The 17,181-nt window shown below is 62.5% G+C and carries 18 protein-coding genes; 9 read left to right on the forward strand and 9 right to left on the reverse strand.

The genetic code is table 11. The features are described from left to right. Positions 1-230 precede the first annotated feature (230 nt). Together ASE36_RS02410 and ASE36_RS02415 are read left to right on the forward strand one after the other, a co-directional pair. Entirely contained in the window at positions 231-587 is a 357-nt protein-coding gene (locus ASE36_RS02410; RefSeq protein WP_062275275.1) for an ArsR/SmtB family transcription factor, read from the forward strand. Continuing rightward, positions 574-1,065, forward strand: coding sequence for an SRPBCC domain-containing protein (locus ASE36_RS02415; protein ID WP_062275277.1), 492 nt, complete (start codon positions 574-576; stop codon positions 1,063-1,065). The genes ASE36_RS02410 and ASE36_RS02415 overlap by 14 nt, the downstream gene beginning before the upstream one ends. A 176-nt stretch (positions 1,066-1,241) precedes the next feature. On the opposite strand, the gene ASE36_RS02420 is transcribed toward ASE36_RS02415, so the two are convergent. Continuing rightward, positions 1,242-1,682, reverse strand: a complete 441-nt coding sequence (locus ASE36_RS02420; RefSeq protein WP_062277882.1) for a hypothetical protein — start codon at positions 1,680-1,682, stop codon at positions 1,242-1,244. A 233-nt stretch (positions 1,683-1,915) separates the two neighbouring features. Between ASE36_RS02420 and ASE36_RS23245 the strand changes: the two genes are divergently transcribed. Continuing rightward, positions 1,916-2,323 carry a type II toxin-antitoxin system PemK/MazF family toxin gene (locus ASE36_RS23245; protein ID WP_082510753.1) on the forward strand — a complete coding sequence of 136 codons (408 nt, stop codon included), beginning with the start codon at positions 1,916-1,918 and terminating at the stop codon, positions 2,321-2,323. Positions 2,324-2,507: 184 nt separating this feature from the next. Here ASE36_RS23245 and ASE36_RS02425 read toward each other — a convergent pair whose 3' ends face one another. The 6 genes from ASE36_RS02425 to ASE36_RS02450 all read right to left on the reverse strand — a co-directional run bounded on the left by ASE36_RS02425 (position 2,508) and on the right by ASE36_RS02450 (position 8,229). Further along, complete coding sequence (locus ASE36_RS02425) at positions 2,508-3,692, reverse strand: sensor domain-containing diguanylate cyclase (protein WP_244474634.1); 1,185 nt, start codon at positions 3,690-3,692, stop codon at positions 2,508-2,510. 171 nt (positions 3,693-3,863) lie between these two features. Continuing rightward, positions 3,864-4,292 (reverse strand): hypothetical protein, encoded by a 429-nt coding sequence (locus tag ASE36_RS02430; protein WP_244474635.1) that lies wholly within the window; start codon positions 4,290-4,292, stop codon positions 3,864-3,866. Beyond that, positions 4,289-4,543 (reverse strand): hypothetical protein, encoded by a 255-nt coding sequence (locus ASE36_RS02435; RefSeq protein WP_062275282.1) that lies wholly within the window; start codon positions 4,541-4,543, stop codon positions 4,289-4,291. The genes ASE36_RS02430 and ASE36_RS02435 overlap by 4 nt, the downstream gene beginning before the upstream one ends. A gap of 136 nt (positions 4,544-4,679) precedes the next feature. Next, complete coding sequence (locus ASE36_RS02440) at positions 4,680-4,883, reverse strand: heavy-metal-associated domain-containing protein (RefSeq protein WP_062275284.1); 204 nt, start codon at positions 4,881-4,883, stop codon at positions 4,680-4,682. A 73-nt stretch (positions 4,884-4,956) separates the two neighbouring features. Then, a complete protein-coding gene (gene cueR, locus ASE36_RS02445) occupies positions 4,957-5,400 on the reverse strand; it encodes a Cu(I)-responsive transcriptional regulator (RefSeq protein ID WP_062277887.1) in 444 nt (147 codons plus the stop codon). A gap of 180 nt (positions 5,401-5,580) precedes the next feature. Beyond that, positions 5,581-8,229 carry a heavy metal translocating P-type ATPase gene (locus ASE36_RS02450; protein WP_082510755.1) on the reverse strand — a complete coding sequence of 883 codons (2,649 nt, stop codon included), beginning with the start codon at positions 8,227-8,229 and terminating at the stop codon, positions 5,581-5,583. 247 nt (positions 8,230-8,476) lie between these two features. Between ASE36_RS02450 and ASE36_RS02455 the strand changes: the two genes are divergently transcribed. The 3 genes from ASE36_RS02455 to ASE36_RS02465 all read left to right on the forward strand — a co-directional run bounded on the left by ASE36_RS02455 (position 8,477) and on the right by ASE36_RS02465 (position 9,606). Continuing rightward, the gene (locus ASE36_RS02455) at positions 8,477-8,713 is read left to right on the forward strand and encodes an antitoxin MazE family protein (protein ID WP_062275286.1); all 237 of its coding nucleotides are present in this window, start codon (positions 8,477-8,479) and stop codon (positions 8,711-8,713) included. Then, the gene (locus ASE36_RS02460; protein WP_062275288.1) at positions 8,710-9,033 is read left to right on the forward strand and encodes a type II toxin-antitoxin system PemK/MazF family toxin; all 324 of its coding nucleotides are present in this window, start codon (positions 8,710-8,712) and stop codon (positions 9,031-9,033) included. The genes ASE36_RS02455 and ASE36_RS02460 overlap by 4 nt, the downstream gene beginning before the upstream one ends. Before the next feature lie 171 nt (positions 9,034-9,204). After that, on the forward strand, positions 9,205-9,606 hold the full coding sequence (locus tag ASE36_RS02465) for a GFA family protein (protein ID WP_062275291.1): 402 nt from the start codon (positions 9,205-9,207) through the stop codon (positions 9,604-9,606). 99 nt (positions 9,607-9,705) lie between these two features. Here the strand turns inward: ASE36_RS02465 and ASE36_RS02470 are convergent, their stop codons facing one another. Continuing rightward, a complete protein-coding gene (locus ASE36_RS02470) occupies positions 9,706-11,493 on the reverse strand; it encodes a methyl-accepting chemotaxis protein (protein ID WP_062275293.1) in 1,788 nt (595 codons plus the stop codon). Between the two features lie 210 nt (positions 11,494-11,703). On the opposite strand from ASE36_RS02470, the gene ASE36_RS02475 reads away from it, so the two are divergent. Further along, positions 11,704-12,594, forward strand: a complete 891-nt coding sequence (locus tag ASE36_RS02475; protein ID WP_062275295.1) for a helix-turn-helix domain-containing protein — start codon at positions 11,704-11,706, stop codon at positions 12,592-12,594. A 31-nt stretch (positions 12,595-12,625) separates the two neighbouring features. On the opposite strand, the gene ASE36_RS02480 is transcribed toward ASE36_RS02475, so the two are convergent. Then, positions 12,626-13,090, reverse strand: a complete 465-nt coding sequence (locus tag ASE36_RS02480; protein WP_062275297.1) for a YcgN family cysteine cluster protein — start codon at positions 13,088-13,090, stop codon at positions 12,626-12,628. 309 nt (positions 13,091-13,399) lie between these two features. On the opposite strand from ASE36_RS02480, the gene ASE36_RS02485 reads away from it, so the two are divergent. Together ASE36_RS02485 and ASE36_RS02490 are read left to right on the forward strand one after the other, a co-directional pair. Next, positions 13,400-15,619, forward strand: coding sequence for a transglycosylase domain-containing protein (locus tag ASE36_RS02485; RefSeq protein WP_062275299.1), 2,220 nt, complete (start codon positions 13,400-13,402; stop codon positions 15,617-15,619). 311 nt (positions 15,620-15,930) lie between these two features. After that, positions 15,931-17,121, forward strand: coding sequence for a GGDEF domain-containing protein (locus tag ASE36_RS02490; RefSeq protein WP_244474636.1), 1,191 nt, complete (start codon positions 15,931-15,933; stop codon positions 17,119-17,121). Positions 17,122-17,181: the final 60 nt, after the last annotated feature.

Below are 17,181 nucleotides of genomic sequence, written 5' to 3' on the forward strand. Positions count from 1 at the left end.
GGCAGTCCCCTGCTTCACCACCGCCTCAAGCTCGCCCTGAATGCCGCGCATCCCTGCTCCGTGATCCGCAGCGATCCGAAATGTCCCTTTCATCCCCTTCGCCGTTCGATCCCGCGCCAGCCGCCTTAGAGATTTCGGCGTCATCGGCAGTCTCCCCGGCAGGCGTTCGGAATGATGCCAAGGAGCCATGCCCCTTGCTTCATTGCCGCTCCCGTGCCACACTGAACCAAATGGTTCACCAATTGGATGCCCGCCTCGATGCCGCCTTTGCGGCGCTGTCGGATGCCACGCGCCGCGGCGTGCTCGAAGAACTCGGCCGCGCGGAGACCTCGATCACGCGTCTGGCAGACCGCTTCGACATGACGCCGACCGGCATGAAGAAACATGTGGCGCTGCTCGAAGACGCGGGCCTGGTGACGACGGAAAAGCAGGGGCGCGTCCGGATCTGCCGGCTCGATGCCAAGGGGCTGGGCGACGTCGCCGAGTGGATCGCCGCGCGCCGCGCCCTGTGGAATGACCGCTTCAATGCCTTGGACAGCGTATTCGAGACTTTCACCCGCCAGGAGCCCACAGATGAGCAAGCTTGAATCAGCCGGTGCCACCTCCGTCGAGCGCATATCCGACCGCGACCTCGTGGTCACCCGTGTCTTTGCAGCCCCCGTCGAGCGCGTTTTCGACGCCTGGACCAAGCCGGACCTGTTCAAGCTCTGGTGGGCGCCGCAATCCATGGGCGTGCCGCTCCTCGACTGTCAGATGGATGTGCGGGTCGGCGGCGGCTACAGCGTCACCTTCGGCAAGGATCCCGCCGAAGCCATGACCTTCTATGGCACCTATGTCGACGTCGCCTTCCCCTCGCGCCTCGCCTGGACCAATGACGAAAGCGGCGAAACCACCATCACCACGGTCAATTTCTCCGAAGACCCCGCCGGCACCCGCCTGGTCTTGCACGAATCCTATGCAACCAAGGAAGCCCTCGACGAAGCCTGCATCGGCATGGAAGGCGCCATGCCCGAACAATTCCTCCAGCTCGACGCATTGCTCGCCCGCATGGGTGATGCCGACTGAGCAGGCGCGGGTCCGCGCCCCACCTCCCGTCAAGGGGGAGGTCGCCGCGAAGCGGCGGGTGGTGACGGGCCTCGGACGGAATACCTGCCGCGAACCGCAAAACGCCGGCCAAGAACCGCCCCATAGCCCCCCTGCACTGCCAACTGGACAGATCAAGGCATCAGTCAGAGGCCTCACTACGGCCCTTGCCCTCCGGCAGAACCCGCAGCCTCGGCAACCTGCCGCGCCACCGCCGCCTCAACCCTTGCTGCAATCAGCGCCTCGACCTCGGCGCGCAAGACCTCCGGATCGCGCGCCTCCAGCTGCCGCTCCTCGGCATCCAGCCGGTCGCGTTCCAGCTGGCGCAGCAGCGTGTCGATCTTTTCCAGCGTGCGCACGATCAGCGCAATCGCATCGGTCGCGGCCTTCAGATCAGCACGCGCCAGCTTGGCCGTGCCCTCATCACTGCCGTCGAGCAGGCTCTCGGCACTTTCCCGCAGCCGGCGGAACAGCTCGAACTGCGCCCGCATCTCGGTGGTGAATTCGGCAAGCAGACCCTCAAGATCCGCCCCCGCGCCCAAAGCCTTCACCTCGATCACCGGCGGCAGCGCATCCAACCCGTCTTCCGCGTCCAGCATCACGCCCTCCGAAACAAAAAAGGCCCGCTCGCGCGGACCCCTCACCCTCATCTCCAAAGCCTTGCGGGCCTCACCGCCACAGCTCTCCGATCATGCAACAAACCTACCGAACGACCGTCACGGTGTCAAGGATTATTTTCCTATCCATCTTCACTGTCGCGAATTTGCATCCACTCCCGTATAGCTTGCAAAATTCCCCATTCGCGTCATCCTGCGAAATGGGAGTATAGATCATGACAGTCGTTTCTCACCCGGCGCCAGGGACCATCCTGCGTGTCGATCTATCAGAGGGATTCAGGCCTCCAGAGATGGTCAAGCGGCGTCCTGCGATCGTGCTCTCTCCTCCAATTCCGGGTAGGTCGTTTCTCTGCACGATCGTTCCTCTGAGTACGACAGTTCCCCGCCCGGTCTTGCCGCACCATATGCAGATCACACTCGACCCTCCGTTGCCGCACCCCTATTCAAGTCCGGTGATGTGGGGAAAGGGCGACATCGCACTCACGGTCGCCTTTCATCGACTACGCCTCCTGTTCAACGGGCGCGATCAGGGACAACGAGTTTATGATGTTCGGGTTCTCGATCCGGAGACCCTTGAAAGAGTGCGCGACTGTGTTCGGTATGGCCTCGGGCTGCAACGTTGACACCGCAGGCTCAAGCCCCCATATTGATTGCTGTCGCCGGTCGCACCGGCATTTAAGTCCACCCACGGGTGGCCATCTCGGCCGGGTGATCGCAAACCTTCCGGGATGTCAGCAAAACCCCGCCTCTGGCGGGGTTTTGTGTTTGTGCCAACACATCTCCCACATTGATGGGAAGAATGCCGCCTCACCCCGCCTTAGACCTGTTCCGCCCCGCGCTCTTCGCCGCATACAATGCCTCGTCCGCCCGGGTCACCAGTTCCAGCGGGTTGCCCCTATCTGCCTCGCCTGCGCCGGCATAACCGGCCGAGACCGTGACCACGAACAGCCCGTCCGGGCGGGCGGGATGGGGGAGGCCCAGTTCGCGCACGGTGCGCACCAGCCGGTCGGCGAGGAAGGCCCCGCCGGTTTCGACGTCGGCGGAAAAGACGAGGGTGAATTCCTCGCCGCCATAGCGGGCGACGAAACCGTCATGCCGGTCGGCAAAGGCCTTGAGGGTGGCGGCAATCCGGCGCAAGGCCTCGTCGCCCGCAACATGGCCGAGCCGGTCGTTATAGGCCTTGAAGTGGTCGACATCGACCATCAGCAACAGCATGGCGTCGTGGCCTGTGCGCCAGCCGGACAGCACCTCTTCCAGATGTCTTCGGTTGGCAATGCCGGTCAGCGCATCGGTGCGGGTGAGGTCGCGCAGTTCGTCGCCGATCCGCTCCGCCTGGTCCGCACGGTTCTGCGCATCATATTGCGCGACATAGGAGAGGCAGCGCTGCCGCTCGAAATGCCAATTACCGTAAAGCGTGAAGAAGAGGCCGGTAATCGCCTGGACGGTCAGGGGAAAGATCAGGTTCGGGTCGAGGCCCGGCTTGGTGTGGATGACCCACAGGGCGGCCAGGCAGGTGACGAAGGTGAAGATCAGCGCCAGGCGAAAGCGCAGGACCAGCAGCATGTTGCCGAAGAGCAGCACCAGCGGCAGCTCGCCCAGCGTATAGCTCGCATAGGGCGAGGCTGACAAATAGAGAAGAAACAGCGGCAGCAGGCTTGCGACGAACATGCCCTGCAGCAACAGGATCTCGCGGAAGACAGGCGGCAGGCGCGGCACCAGCCAAAAGATCGCCAGCGAGCCCGGCACCAGCACGAAGAGCCGCATGGCCACCGTGAAGGGCTGGATGTCGGCCATCAGATAGAGGCTGGTCAAATTATAGATGTTGTAGACGATCAGGCCGACGATGATGGCGTGGCGCAGATGTGCCGCACACGGCCTTCGCCGAAATCCCGCTCGTAAGCCCGTTCGATCTCGGGTGGCATCCGCAACAGCCAATCCAGCCGCCCGTTTGCCCGTCCCTCTGCACGCATTGTCATTCCTGTCGCCGGCCATCAGGCTCTTCTGGCGGGCGCACCGTGCGACCCACCCGAATGATGCGCCAGACATACAAAGAATTCTCTAATTTAGTTGCTTCGATTCTCGGCAGCTTGCGTTTTGTCAGGTCTGATCAGGGCGGGCGGCAATGCGATCTCGGCGATCGTTCGGGGTGGCGGAACACCGCGATTACGGACGATTTGCGAGGTCAACCCTGCCCTTCTCAACCAAGGCAATCACCCGGGAGAGAACCAGCTCGAAGAAGTCCTTGGGCAGAAGCCCGTAATGCATTCTGGTCGAATCTGAGGGGAGAGGACGCAAATGGGATCCGGGCCAGACAAAGCGATTGGCCTCTCCGAGCCTGATGTAGTTTCCCCCGTCATCCAACCCGCAGGCCTTGCAAATTTCAAGAGGAATTTCGAGCGAGAGGTGTTCTTCGCCAATCTCCGGCGGTGAATGGGTAATGGGGATCAGCGTGACCTTGCCCGTCTTCCGGGAGGACAGGATGATCGCGCAGGGCCGATCCTTTCCCCCTTCCGAAAAGCCCTCCAATTCATCCTTGTGCCAAAGATAGTTGTAGCGAACGACAAGGCCCGGGACTGGTTCCGGCAGGTTCACTCAGACACCACGCCCCATTGAGTGTCTTTTAGGTCTGCCAGCATCTCATCGTCAAAGTCAGCAAAGGAAATCACCTCCCGCTCCTTGCTCTTCAAACGCTGATAATTCTCAAGCTCTTTCGCGCTGAGATATCCGCCAATCACGCGGTCATGCGACGTCACTTCGATCACACCGGCGGAATGAGCCTCGTCCTGATAATGGGCGAAGTTGCGCGAGAACTTGGTCGCGGGAACTTTTATAGGATGCGCCATAACGTAGTCTCCCTCCATGCCAAAATACGTAATTTACGCATTTTTACAAGGGCACAGATGCGAGCGTATCCACGGGCAGAGACGCCTATACTCCCTACTCCCCACTCCCTATTCGCCACTCGCCCCTCCGCGAGCCTCACCCTTCCCGCACCGGCGTATAGCCGGCCTCGCGGATTGCCGCTTCGGCAAGCGCCGCATCGCCTTCGACTACCGCCTTTCGGGCGGCGAGGTCCATGGTGATGGCCTTGCCCGGCAGGGCTTCAGCCAGTGCCTTGGCGACCGTCTTTTCGCAGTGCCCGCAGGTCATGTCGTCGATCTTGAATACCGTGTGTCCGGTCATGCTTGTGTCTTCCTTTTCTGGCGCCCTTGGCACCGTTTCCGATCGGATCCTGCACCTTCCCACAGGGGCAAGGTCAATCCCTGCAACATGTTTCGCCCTTTGTTTTCGGGATGGTCTTTGGCCGCTGTGGCCGGCCTTCGAGATCGGCGAGGATCGGGCAATTCGGCCTGTTATCGCCGTGGCAGCGCTCGGCCAGATGGAAAAGCGTGTCGCGCATCGCCTGCATCTCGGCGATCTTCGTTTCCAGTTCCTCCACATGGGCGAGCGCTAACGCCTTCACCTCGGCGCTTGCCCGTTCCTTGTCGTCCCACAGCTTCAACAGCCGCTCCGTCTCCTCCAGCGAAAAGCCGAGCTTGCGCGAGCGGCGCACGAAACGCAGCCGGTTGACGCTGTCAGCGTCATAAACCCGGTAATTCGACGCAGTGCGCCCCGCCGTCGCAATCAGCCCGATCTCCTCGTAATAGCGGATCATCTTGGCCGAAACCCCGGAAGCGTCAGCGGCTTCACCGATGTTCATCGTCATGGTCGTTCTCCGTTTGCTGACCTCCCCCCTTGCGGGGGAGGACGGAAAATCGAAGATTTAGGCGCGCGAAAGCCGCCTAAACTTCAGATTTTTCCTGGTGGGGGGCAAGGTTCCGTCTGTGCCGACCTTACCGAGCCCCCCTCTTGCAAAATCTGAGGTTTAGCCCTGATCGGGCTAAGCCCTCGATTTTGCGTTCTCCCCCGCAAGGGGGGAGATGGTTTCCGTCACCTTCGCCGCCCTCAGCCGCAGCGCATTGCTCAACACGAAGACGCTCGACAACCCCATGGCGGCCGCGCCCAGCATCGGCGAAAACGTGATGCCGAAGAGCGGATAGAGCAGACCCGCCGCCACCGGGATCAGGGCGACGTTATAGCCGAAGGCCCAGAACAGGTTCTGACGGATATTGCCCATGACCGCGTCCGAAAGCTCGATGGCATGCAGCGCGCCCATCAGGTCGCCGCCGACGAGCACCACATCGGCGCTTTCGATCGCGACATCCGTGCCGGTGCCGATGGCAATTCCGGCATCGGCCGTGGCGAGCGCCGGGGCATCATTGATGCCGTCGCCGACAAAGGCGCCCCGGCCGCCCTTTTCCTGCAAGGCTTTGATCGCGCTTACCTTGCCCTCGGGCAGCACTTCGGCCACCACCTGATCGATGCCGGCCTTTTTCGCCACCGCATGGGCCGTGCGCGCATTGTCACCTGTCACCATCATCAGCTTCAGCCCGCGGGCCTTGAGCGCCGCAATCGCCGTCGCGCTCGTCTCCTTGATCGGATCGGCGACCGCCAGCGCGGCTGCGAGCTTGCCGTCGAGCGCCACATAAAGCGGGCTTGCGCCTTCATCGGCAAGACGGGTGACGGCGGCACGCAAGTCACTCTTTTCGCCCTCACCCATCACCCCGAGCTTCACCATGAAGCGATCCGCGCCCGCCGCAATCCGCCGCCCCTCGACGATCCCGGTCACACCGAAACCGGCCACAGCCTCGACCTGATCGACGGCAGAGAGCGCAATTGCCCGCTCTTCCGCCGCCCGCACGATGGCGTCCGCCAGCGGATGTTCCGAGCGCGCCTCAAGGCTTGCCGTCAGCCGCAGCACGTCGACCTCGCCAAAACCATCAGCCGTGACGATCTCGGTCAGTTCGGGCTTTCCGGCGGTGATTGTCCCGGTCTTGTCCATCACCACCCAATCGATGCCGGCGAGGCTTTGTAATGCGTCGCCCTTGCGGAAGAGCACGCCGAGTTCGGCCGCCCGTCCCGTGCCGACCATGATCGAGGTGGGCGTGGCAAGCCCCATGGCGCAGGGGCAGGCGATGATCAGGACGGCAACCGCCGCGACCAGGCCATGGGTATAGGCAGGCTCAGGCCCGAGCAGCAGCCAGATCAGGAAGGTAACGACGGCAATGCCAATCACCGCCGGCACGAACCAGGCCGTCACCTCGTCCACCAGCCGCTGGATCGGCAGCTTGGCGCCCTGCGCCTCCTGCACCAGCCGAATGATGCGCGACAGCATCATGTCGGCGCCGACGCCCGTTGCCTCGAAGCGGAAGGCGCCCTGGCCATTGACCGTGCCGCCGATGACGGTGGCGCCAACGCCCTTCTCGACCGGGATCGGCTCGCCCGAGATCATCGCCTCATCGACGGCGCTCGCCCCATCGATCACACGGCCATCTACCGGAATACGCTCACCCGGCCTGATCACGACGACATCGCCGACGACAACAGAGGAAAGCGGCACGTCGAGCGTCGTCCCGTCGCGTTCCACCCGGGCGGTCTTGGCCTGCAGACCGGCGAGCTTGCGGATCGCCGCACCGGTGCGGCCCTTGGCACGCGCTTCCAGCAGCCGCCCGAGCAGGATCAGCGACACGATGACGGTCGCCGCCTCGTAATAGACATGGCGGGCATCAACAGGCAAAAGCTGAGGCGCAAAGGTCGTCACCAGCGAATAGAGATAGGCCGCGCCCGTGCCGAGCGCCACCAGCGCATTCATGTCGGGCGACAGGCGCAGGAGCGAGGGCACGCCTTTCATATAGAAGCGCCGTCCAGGCCCGACAAGCACCGCGGTCGCCAGCGCAAACTGCAGCAGATACAGCGTGTTGCCCGGAAACACTTCCATCAGCATATGATGCAGCGGCGGATAGATATGGCCGCCCATTTCCAGGATGAACAGCGGCAGAGTGAGCACCAGTGCCACCAGGAAATCGCGCTGCAGACCGGCAATCTCCTTCTCCCGCCGCGCCTCGCGACTGTCGCCTGCCGTGGCGGCGGTTGCCTTTGCGGCACCGGGTGCGGCGCCCGATACCGCCGCCTGTGCGACATCCGCCGTAGCAGTCGCGCTTACGGCATTGCCCGCCTCTGCTGGCATGCGAGACTCGCCTGCAAGCCGCACGGCATAACCCGCCTTGGCGACGGCGGCGGTCAACGAGGGCAAGGCCGATACCCCACCCAGCGCCGTGACGATCGCCTCGCCCGTCGCCAGATTGACGCTCGCCGTCTCGACGGAAGGCACCGTCTTCAGCGCCTTCTCGACACGCGAGACACAGGAGGCGCAGGTCATGTCCTCGACCTCGAGCAGCAGCGTCTCGGCCTTCGCCTGATAGCCGGCCTTGTCGATCGCGACGAGCAGCGCTGCGGCCGAAAAGTCCTTGCCCGGCTTTACCGACAGCGTCTCTGTGGCGAAATTCACCGCACTCTCTTCGACGCCGGGAACCGTTGCCGCGGCCTTTTCCACCCGTCGCACACAGGATGCGCAGGTCATGCCCTCAACGGGCAAGAGGATGGGTTCAGATATTTTCTTGGCCGCTTCGGGCCGGGACTGCATGTTCATGGCGGTCACCTCCGCCACAATAGATGGACCTTCCCATCATGGGAGGGTCAAGGGGTGGGGGACGATTTTCTTGGGGGTGTGCTTACAGGCTTTATCTATCTTTGCTTTGGGTGGAGATAGGATACGTTTTTCCCGCCGTCGAACCGGCTCCCTGCTATGCGTCGTCGGGCACCATGCCACCGGACCCGGCCTTGCCAGAAAACCTCCGATCCGTTACATGTAACAGACACGTTCTGAGGAGACCGACATGGCAACATCCATTGGAAGGCGGGTACAAAAACGTCGGGATGCGTTGCGACAGCAGGGGTTGCGGCCGGTCCAGATCTGGCTGCCCGATGTACGGAGCCCAGGATTTGCCGAGGAATGCGCACGACAGGCGCGGCTCACAGCAGCAGCCGATCTCAAGGACACCGAACTCTCAGACTTCCTCGATGACGCGCTTGCCGACCTCGACGCACCGGAGACGTCCGAGGACGAGGCGTGAAGCGGGGTGACATCGTCACCGTCGCAATCAGCGGCGACTTCGGCAAACCTCGCCCGGCGGTCATCATCCAGAGCGATCGTTTCCAGGACACGGGCACACTGACGGTTCTGCTCATCACCAGCACGGTGATCGAAGCGCCGCTTCTGCGGGTGCCAATTGCGCCTGATGCCGAGAACGGGCTCTTGAACGCCTCCTTCATCATGATCGACAAGGCTATGTCGGTAAAGCGGGAGCGTATCGGCAAGGTGACAGGCAGGGCGAGCGCCGACATCATGCTGACGGTGACCCGGAACTTGGCAGTGTTTCTCGGCATGGGCTGACGGCGCCGTTTCATTCGAGACGGTGTGACGCAGCAGAAGGTCGTTCATTCGTGCCAATCTGCAGGCCGATGAAAATCGCCGCGGCCTGCAAGCAGCCTCTCGGGCCTTGCCGAGATCAGGGACCGGGCGCAGATTGCCCCTGCGAACCCGCGAGACCAAGGGGGACTGTCGATGCTCATCGGGACCTGCCATTGCGGCAAATCGGGCTTTACGCTCACGGGCGACCCCGGGCCGGCGACCGCCTGCAACTGCACGCTCTGCCGTCGCTATGGCGCGCTCTGGGCCTATGACTACGAGAACGATCGCATTGCCATCACCGGCGCGCCCTCCTCCTATAGACGGGCCGGCCCGGACACGTCCTTTCTCGAAATCTTGTTCTGCCCGACCTGCGCCTGTGTGCTCGCCTGGCGGGCCTTGCGCACGGACGACGACGGCCGGCGGCGGATCGCGGTCAACCTGCGGCTTGCCCCACCAGACGCCGTCGCCGACCTGCCGATCGACCATTTCGACGGCCTGGACACCTTCGAAGACCTCCCCTCCCGCGGCGACTGCGTGCGTGATCTCTGGGCGTGAGCGGGCTTTTCCCAGCATGGGCCTTCTAACGACCAAAGGCCGATCACATCGTGACCGGCCTTCTGCCTTCAAGATCCGTGGCGCGTTACGACGACCTTCTCAGAACTCTTCCCAGCTACCACCGCTTTTGAGTGCGGCATTGCCGTGGAAAGCCTGGGCGACCTTCGCCGTCATCTGACGGGCCGGGGATGGCTGCGGGCGGGAGCGTTGGCTGGCGGCAGCGGGGACGGTCCGGGTCTGAGCACCGGCGGCGCCGATGTTGAACTGACCGAGCAACCGGAACAGTTCTTCTGCCTCGCGGGCCAGGCTGTGGGATGCGGCCGTCGTCTCTTCGACCATGGCGGCATTCTGCTGGGTGCCCTGGTCGATGGTGTTGACCGCCGTGTTGATTTCCTTCAGCCCTGTTGACTGCTCCTTCGATCCCTCGACGATCGCAACGACATTGACGTCGACCTCGATCACCTGGCTCACGATCTCCTGCAGCGCCTTGCCGGTCGTGCCGACCAGCGCCACGCCCTCCTTCACATGGGCATTGGAGGCATTGATCAGTTCCTTGATCTCCTTGGCGGCCTTGGCGGAGCGCTGAGCAAGCTCGCGGACTTCCTGCGCGACGACGGCAAAACCCTTGCCGGCTTCGCCGGCGCGGGCGGCCTCGACCCCTGCGTTCAGCGCGAGCAGGTTGGTCTGGAAGGCGATCTCGTCGATGACGCCGATGATGTTGGAAATTTCCGAGGAGGATTTCTCGATCCGGCTCATAGCCTCGACCGCATTGCCGACGACATTGCCGGAATGTTCGGCATTGTCCTTGGTTTTGCGGACAAGCTCGCCCGCCTCCTGGGCACGGTGGCTGCTGTCGCTGACCGTCGTGGTGATCTCTTCCAAGGCTGCCGCCGTCTCTTCCACCGATGCCGCCTGCTGTTCGGTGCGCTTGGCAAGCTCGCTGGAGGCCGACTGGATCTGCTGCGAGGCCGAAGCAATCTCGCCGGCATTGCCGAGGATCGACTGCAGCGTGTTGCGCAGCTTCGACGACGTCTCGTTGAAATCGATGCGCAGCTTGTCCAGCGTCGGCAGGAAGGGTTTGTCGATCGTCTGCGTCATGTCGCCTTCCGACATGGCGTTGAGCGCATCGGCCAGCGCGTCGACGTTCTGGACACGGGTGGTCACGTCGGTGGCGAATTTCACCACCTTGAAGACGCGGCCGTTCATGTCGAAAATCGGATTGTAGGAGGCCTGGATATGGACCTTGCGCCCCCCTTTGCCGATGCGCATGAATTCGTCGGCGACGAATTCGCCCGCGGCGAGCTTGGTCCAGAACTGCTTGTAGGCATCGCTGCTGATGTAGCCCGGTTCGCAGAACATCTGGTGGTGCTTGCCCTCGATTTCCGAGAGCTGGTAGCCGAGCGTCGTCAGGAAATTCTCGTTGGCGGTGATGATCTCGCCCTTCGGGGTGAATTCGATGACAGCCTGGGCGCGCGAGAGGGCCTCGAGCTTGCCGGCGTCTTCCGCGCTTTTCAATTTGGTTGCGGTGATGTCGGTCGCGAACTTCACCACCTTGTAAGGCTTGCCGCCGCGGAAGACCGGATTGTAAGAGGCCTCGATCCAGATCTCCTTGCCACCTTTACCGATGCGCTTATACTGGCGCTGGTCGAACTCTCCACGGCCAAGCTTGGCCCAGAAGTCTCGGTATTCCTGCGATCCCGCTTCTGCCGGATCCACGAACAGCCGGTGATGCTGCCCGACGATCTCGGACAACTGGTAGCCCAGCGCCTGACAGAAATTTTCGTTCGCCGACAGGATCGTTCCATCGAGTTTGAACTCGATGATCGCCTGCGATTTACTCATCGCTTCCAGCACGGCTTTCGCATCCGCACCGCCAAAACCCAGCATGTGTCTCTCCTACCCGGTTCAGTAAGGGCCCGATGCATCAGACCGCTCATACCCTCAATATTCATGAGGCTCATTTTCGCCGTCGGGAATTTAGAAACGATGAAGATTTTAACAAAATTAGACAAATTTTGCTGTTTTTCTACACTTTTTGATGAGCCTCGTCAATTTTGCGGCAACCTTGGCGCAACCTTCTCTTTTTAGAGATTGCGAATGCGACACACGAGCGAATTGCAACTTAGGTTCAACGACCCCAACGGCCAGGCCGAGATCCACGCCGCCCACAGCTGGCGTGGCGTGTCTGTGCAGTATTCGCGACTGAAGCTGCCGGCCGGCTACGAGTTCGCCTGGCAGGGAGAAGGGCATTATCTTGCTCATCACGATCTTCTCCTGGTCGACGGCGAAATGGAGGTTACGGGTGAGCGTGCCGTCGCAGGTGGAGACTTGCGGGACCGGATGACTTTTGTGCCCGCCGGCCGGGCAATCAAAGGCTGGGCGAAACCGGCCGACCGGATGAATGCATTTACCGTCGTCACCTTCGATACGTCCTCCATGGAAGACGAGGTCCAAGACTCATTTCGTCAGGTCGAATGGCGACCGGACATCTACTTCCGCGACGAGCATCTCGGCGCGACCATGCGAAAGCTCGGCCACGTGATGGGCGACCGTGAAGGTCCGGCTTCACGGCTTTATGCCGAAACCCTGGGCCTGACCGCTGCGCTCGAAATGCTGCGACTGAATGCCGAGAAAGACGCCCCCGTACGGGAACAGGTTGCAGGTCAGCTCTCCAATGGCCAGCGCTCGCTGGTCACAGGCTATATCGAAGCGCATCTGGCTGACGACATCGGTCTTGACGAGCTGGCAAGCCTTTGCGGCTTGAGCCGCTTTCACTTCTCCCGGGCGTTCAAAACGACGTTCGGCAAGACGCCGATCCAGTTTGTCACCGTCCGGCGGATCGAAAGAGCACAGCGGATGCTCGGCGAGACGCGGCTACCGGTGGCGATGATCGCGACCGCATGCGGATTCAGCGGCGCAAGCCAATTCAGCCGCGTCTTCAGAAGCGTCGTAGGCACCACTCCGCTCGTCTTTCGGCGAAGCCTCTGAGGAGAATGCCTCCAACGTCAGCGGATGCTGCTCAGCCCCTGCCCTCGCCCAGCCGCATCGGCCAGTCGACCACATAATCCTCGAGATCCTCGACATCGAGGCCTTCTTCCGAGATGGTCCGGCCTTTCGCCGAGACGCCGGCCTCATGCACGGTGCGCGGATCGCCCGAGACGAGCGGATGCCACCAGTAGAGGTCGCGGCCCTCGTCGATCAGGCGGTAGCCGCAGGTGGGTGGCAGCCACTGGATTTCGCGCAGGCCCTCGAGCGTCAGCTGGATACAGTCGGGCACCGTCTCCTGGCGGTTCTCATAATCCTTGCAGCGACAGGTATCGCCGTCGAGCAGCTTGCAGGCGACCGAGGTGAAGGCGATCTCACCGGTCTCCCAGTCCTCCAGCTTGTTGAGACAACAGAGCCCGCAGCCGTCGCACAGGCTTTCCCATTCAGCATTGCTCATTTCGGCGAGCGTCTTGGTTTTCCAGAAGGGATCGTCTTGCATGCTTTATCCAGGGGCCAGACCGTCGGCGCGTTGTTGGTGTTGCAGCGGTGAAGTTCGGGTTTTGGCCGGCCGCGCTGCCGGGTGGCGTCCGCGCCACGCTTTTGCCAAAACAGTGCCGAAGCACCGATGGCGCTGCAGCCGGGCCGTGATTGTACTTGTTCTTTGGCGGCAAATCGACCATCACTCAGTCAAGACCGACGCCGCCTTCCGACCTGGCCAGTCCTTGAGGCCTTCGGGCGGTCGCGTCAAGCCAGTGGACTTAAGATTCGCGCCGACGCGGTCGGGCGAAAGGGATCGGGAAGGCCTAAGGTGTCCGGGGACGACCAGCCGAACAACGAGCCGCAGAAGGCGCCGAATGCAGGCAAGCCGGCGAAAAAGCCGAAGCTGAAGCGGCATATCTTCCTGCGCATCGACAGCTGGCTCGATTCGACGCTGTGGAATGCCGGATATGATCTGGCCGAGACCTGGGAGGAGATCACCATCTTCTTCCGCCGCTTCCGCGTGCGGGGCTTTAAGAAGCTCGGCTTCGAGATTGCCGGCGAAGCGATGACGCTCGGCACCGCCGGTTTCGTCGTGCTTCTGGCGCTTGCCCAGCCGGCCTTCGAGGAGACGAAGAAAGACTGGCGCAACCACGACAATTTCGCCGTCACCTTTCTCGACCGCTACGGCAATACGATCGGCCATCGCGGCATCATTCATGAAAACTCGGTGCCCGTCGACGAGCTGCCCGACCATCTGGTGAAGGCGGTGCTGGCGACGGAAGACCGGCGCTTCTTCGACCATTTCGGCATCGACTTCTTCGGCCTTGCCCGCGCCATGACGGAAAACGCCAAGGCGGGCTCGGTCGTTCAAGGCGGCTCGACGCTGACGCAGCAGCTGGCAAAGAACCTGTTCCTCACCAACGAACGCTCCATCGAGCGCAAGATCAAGGAAGCCTTCCTGTCGCTGTGGCTGGAGGCGAACCTCTCCAAAAAGGAGATCCTGTCGCTTTATCTCGACCGCGCCTATATGGGCGGCGGCACATTTGGAGCGGCTGCCGCATCGCAATTCTATTTCGGCAAGAACATCACCGAAGTCACGCTGGCGGAAGCGGCGATGCTGGCGGGTCTGTTCAAGGCGCCGGCGAAATATGCGCCGCATGTGAACCTGCCGGCGGCACGCGCGCGCGCCAATGACGTTTTGACCAATATGGTGCAGAGCGGGCTGATGACCGAAGGCCAGGTGGTGGCGGCCAGGCGGAACCCGGCTTCCGTCATCGACCGTGACGAGAAGGAAGCGCCTGACTTCTTCCTCGACTGGGCGTTTGAGGAAGTGCAGCGGCTCGCCGCCAAGTTCAAGGACCATACGCTGGTCGTGCGCACCACCATCGATCTCGGCCTGCAGCAGGCGGCCGACGAGGCTGTCGCGTCTTCGCTGCGCGAATATGGCGAGAGCTATAACGTCAAGCAGGGCGCGCTTGTGATGATCGAGAATGGCGGGGCCGTGCGCGCCATGGTCGGCGGGCGGGACTATGGCGAGAGCCAGTTCAACCGCTCGACCAAGGCGCTCCGCCAGCCCGGCTCGTCGTTCAAGATGTATACCTACGCGCTTGCCATGGAAAACGGCTATACGCCACAAAGCGTCGTCACCGATGGGCCGATCTCCTGGGGCAATTGGAGCCCGCAGAATTACGGCCGCAGTTATGCCGGCCGCATCACGCTCGAAACGGCGCTGGCGAAATCGATCAACACCATTCCCGTGCGCCTTGCCAAGGAAAAGCTCGGCATTGACGCGATCATGGCAACGGCGAAAGCCATGGGCGTCGAGACGCCGCTCAGGAAGGACGTGACCATCCCGCTCGGCACCTCGGAAGTGACCGTGATGGACCAGGCGACGGCCTATGCCGTTTTGCCCGCCGGCGGCTATCAGTCGCGCCGCCACGGGGTTGCGCAGATCATGAATTACAATGGCGATGTGCTCTATGATTTCGAGCGCGATACGCCGCCGCCGGAGCGGATTCTGACGGAAAAGGCCGCCGCCTATATGAACCAGATGATGACCAAGATCCCCTATATCGGTACGGCACGCCGCGCCGCCGTCGACGGGATCTTGACCGGTGGCAAGACCGGCACGACGCAGGCCTATCGTGACGCCTGGTTCGTTGGTTACACCGGCAACTATACGGCTGCTGTCTGGTTCGGCAACGACGACTATACCTCGACCAACAACATGACCGGCGGTTCGCTGCCCGCCATGACCTTCAAGAAGCTGATGGATTACGCCCATCAGGGCATCGACCTGAAGCCGATCATGGGCGTGGATGCGCCGATGCCGGAAAAGGACGCGAAGCCGAAGGTGGCGAGCGCCACCGACGCCGATGCCACGGCGCTGCCGCCGATGGTGCGCCCCCGCTCGCTGTCTGGCCAATCGACCCGGCTGATCCGCGAGCTTGGCCAGCGGCTGCGATCAGCGCCACCGCTCACCCTGCCCGCCTCCCCGAGCGCGCAGGCCGTGATCACGCCGGAAACGACCGGCTCGACGCAGAATTAAGACAATCGCAGGTTTTGTCGGCGGAGACGCGCGCGGGGCTGGATGACGCGGCTGTTGTCGCTGATTCGTGACCGGACGCCCCCTCTTCGGGCCGCCGGCGGCGCGATTGCGCGCGCTGCGTGTCGCAAAGGCACAAGAGGTGATGCGCAAACGTGCGCGGCACGGCAGATTACAAGACATTGTTTACCATGCGCTGCGTGAAAATCCCCGATTTCCCGAGATGGGACAGGTCCTTCACCCCAAATTAAGGGGGTCGCCGGTAGGTTGTGGCCGATTTCGACGTTCAGATATTTTATCCGGTGATTGCATCCATGAAGAGATGGCTCGGTCTTCCCGCAAAACCCCGCATGACTGCGGTGCAATATACGGAATTCCTCGAATCCCGCGCCGCCCTGCGCAACCGCATGCTCCAAGCGGCGGTGGTCAGCGTCCTCGGCTTCTACCTCTGCTGCTTCTTCTTCGATCTCTGGGTTTTGACCGACGTGACCGTGCTGTCGGCAGTCTTGCGCTTCGGCGTCATGGTGCCGATGTCGGGCGGGCTGCTCTTCTATCTGAGCGGCGAACATCCGGTTGAGCACAAGGAGGCTGCGGCGATCCTGGTGGCGCTGGTGGCGCAGGTTTCCTGGTCGATCATCGTGATCTCTAGCCATAACCCGGCCGTGCTTGGTTATTATTACGCGGCCTGTACCTTCCAGATGGCGATCACGATTGCCGCCGCCTCGCCCTTCCGGCCGAGTTTCCATGCCAGCGTCTTCGGTTTCTGTCTCACCTATTCGGTCATCTGGTTACTCGAAGGCGCAACCCCGCTTTATGCCGTGCAGCACCTGTCGGTCTATCTGCCGACTGTCGCGATGACGCTTCTCGTATCCTACCAGCTCGAGGCGGAAGCCATGGCGAACTATCTGCAGCAGCAGGAAAACGAGGTGCTGAAGCGCGAACTCTCCCGCCAGAACAAGGATCTGGCCCGGCTTTCCGTCACCGATCCGCTGACCCGCCTGTCGAACCGGCGCGGCACGGAGATGGAACTGCTGCGGCTGACGACCGAGGCGCAAACCGAGGCCGAGCAGGTCGTGCTCCTGGTCGCCGATGTCGACAACTTCAAGGCCTATAACGACGCCTATGGCCATGGCGCCGGCGACGAATGCCTGAAGCGGGTTGCCCGCGCCATGCGCCGGGCGCTGCCGATCGAGGCGCATTTTGCCCGCCATGGCGGCGAGGAATTCGTGGCGATCCTCTGCGGCAGCGACGCCGAGGCGGCAGCCAGCGTTGCCGAAAGCCTGCGCCGCGCCGTGCGCCAGCTCGGCATCGGCCACGACCACACGAAAGACCGCAACCGCCACGTCACCGTCAGCATCGGCGCCGCCTGCGGCGCGGTGCGCTCAGTTGCCGATTACGAGCGGCTGCTGGAGGCCGCCGACCGGGCGCTTTATGCGGCCAAGGGGGATGGGCGCAACAGCTGGCGGGTGTTTGAGGGGGATGAGGCGGCAAGGGTTGTGGCGTAAGGGTGGGCCTTAGTTCCGCGTCGGGCGACCGTATGCCACTAGCGGCCCCTGCAAGTTGCC

Source organism: Rhizobium sp. Root274, assembly GCF_001429245.1.
Classification (GTDB): Bacteria; Pseudomonadota; Alphaproteobacteria; order Rhizobiales; family Rhizobiaceae; genus Allorhizobium.

Excerpts from the sequence above, each read along its gene's own strand:
- ASE36_RS02410 (WP_062275275.1), top strand. The coding sequence starts at position 231 with ATGGTTCACCAATTGGATGCCCGCCTCGATGCCGCCTTTGCGGCGCTG.
- ASE36_RS02415 (WP_062275277.1), top strand. The coding sequence starts at position 574 with ATGAGCAAGCTTGAATCAGCCGGTGCCACCTCCGTCGAGCGCATATCC.
- ASE36_RS02420 (WP_062277882.1), bottom strand. The coding sequence starts at position 1,682 with ATGCTGGACGCGGAAGACGGGTTGGATGCGCTGCCGCCGGTGATCGAG.
- ASE36_RS23245 (WP_082510753.1), top strand. The coding sequence starts at position 1,916 with ATGACAGTCGTTTCTCACCCGGCGCCAGGGACCATCCTGCGTGTCGAT.
- ASE36_RS02425 (WP_244474634.1), bottom strand. The coding sequence starts at position 3,692 with ATGGCCGGCGACAGGAATGACAATGCGTGCAGAGGGACGGGCAAACGG.
- ASE36_RS02435 (WP_062275282.1), bottom strand. The coding sequence starts at position 4,543 with ATGGCGCATCCTATAAAAGTTCCCGCGACCAAGTTCTCGCGCAACTTC.
- ASE36_RS02440 (WP_062275284.1), bottom strand. The coding sequence starts at position 4,883 with ATGACCGGACACACGGTATTCAAGATCGACGACATGACCTGCGGGCAC.
- cueR (WP_062277887.1), bottom strand. The coding sequence starts at position 5,400 with ATGAACATCGGTGAAGCCGCTGACGCTTCCGGGGTTTCGGCCAAGATG.
- ASE36_RS02450 (WP_082510755.1), bottom strand. The coding sequence starts at position 8,229 with ATGAACATGCAGTCCCGGCCCGAAGCGGCCAAGAAAATATCTGAACCC.
- ASE36_RS02455 (WP_062275286.1), top strand. The coding sequence starts at position 8,477 with ATGGCAACATCCATTGGAAGGCGGGTACAAAAACGTCGGGATGCGTTG.
- ASE36_RS02465 (WP_062275291.1), top strand. The coding sequence starts at position 9,205 with ATGCTCATCGGGACCTGCCATTGCGGCAAATCGGGCTTTACGCTCACG.
- ASE36_RS02470 (WP_062275293.1), bottom strand. The coding sequence starts at position 11,493 with ATGCTGGGTTTTGGCGGTGCGGATGCGAAAGCCGTGCTGGAAGCGATG.
- ASE36_RS02475 (WP_062275295.1), top strand. The coding sequence starts at position 11,704 with ATGCGACACACGAGCGAATTGCAACTTAGGTTCAACGACCCCAACGGC.
- ASE36_RS02480 (WP_062275297.1), bottom strand. The coding sequence starts at position 13,090 with ATGCAAGACGATCCCTTCTGGAAAACCAAGACGCTCGCCGAAATGAGC.
- ASE36_RS02490 (WP_244474636.1), top strand. The coding sequence starts at position 15,931 with ATGAAGAGATGGCTCGGTCTTCCCGCAAAACCCCGCATGACTGCGGTG.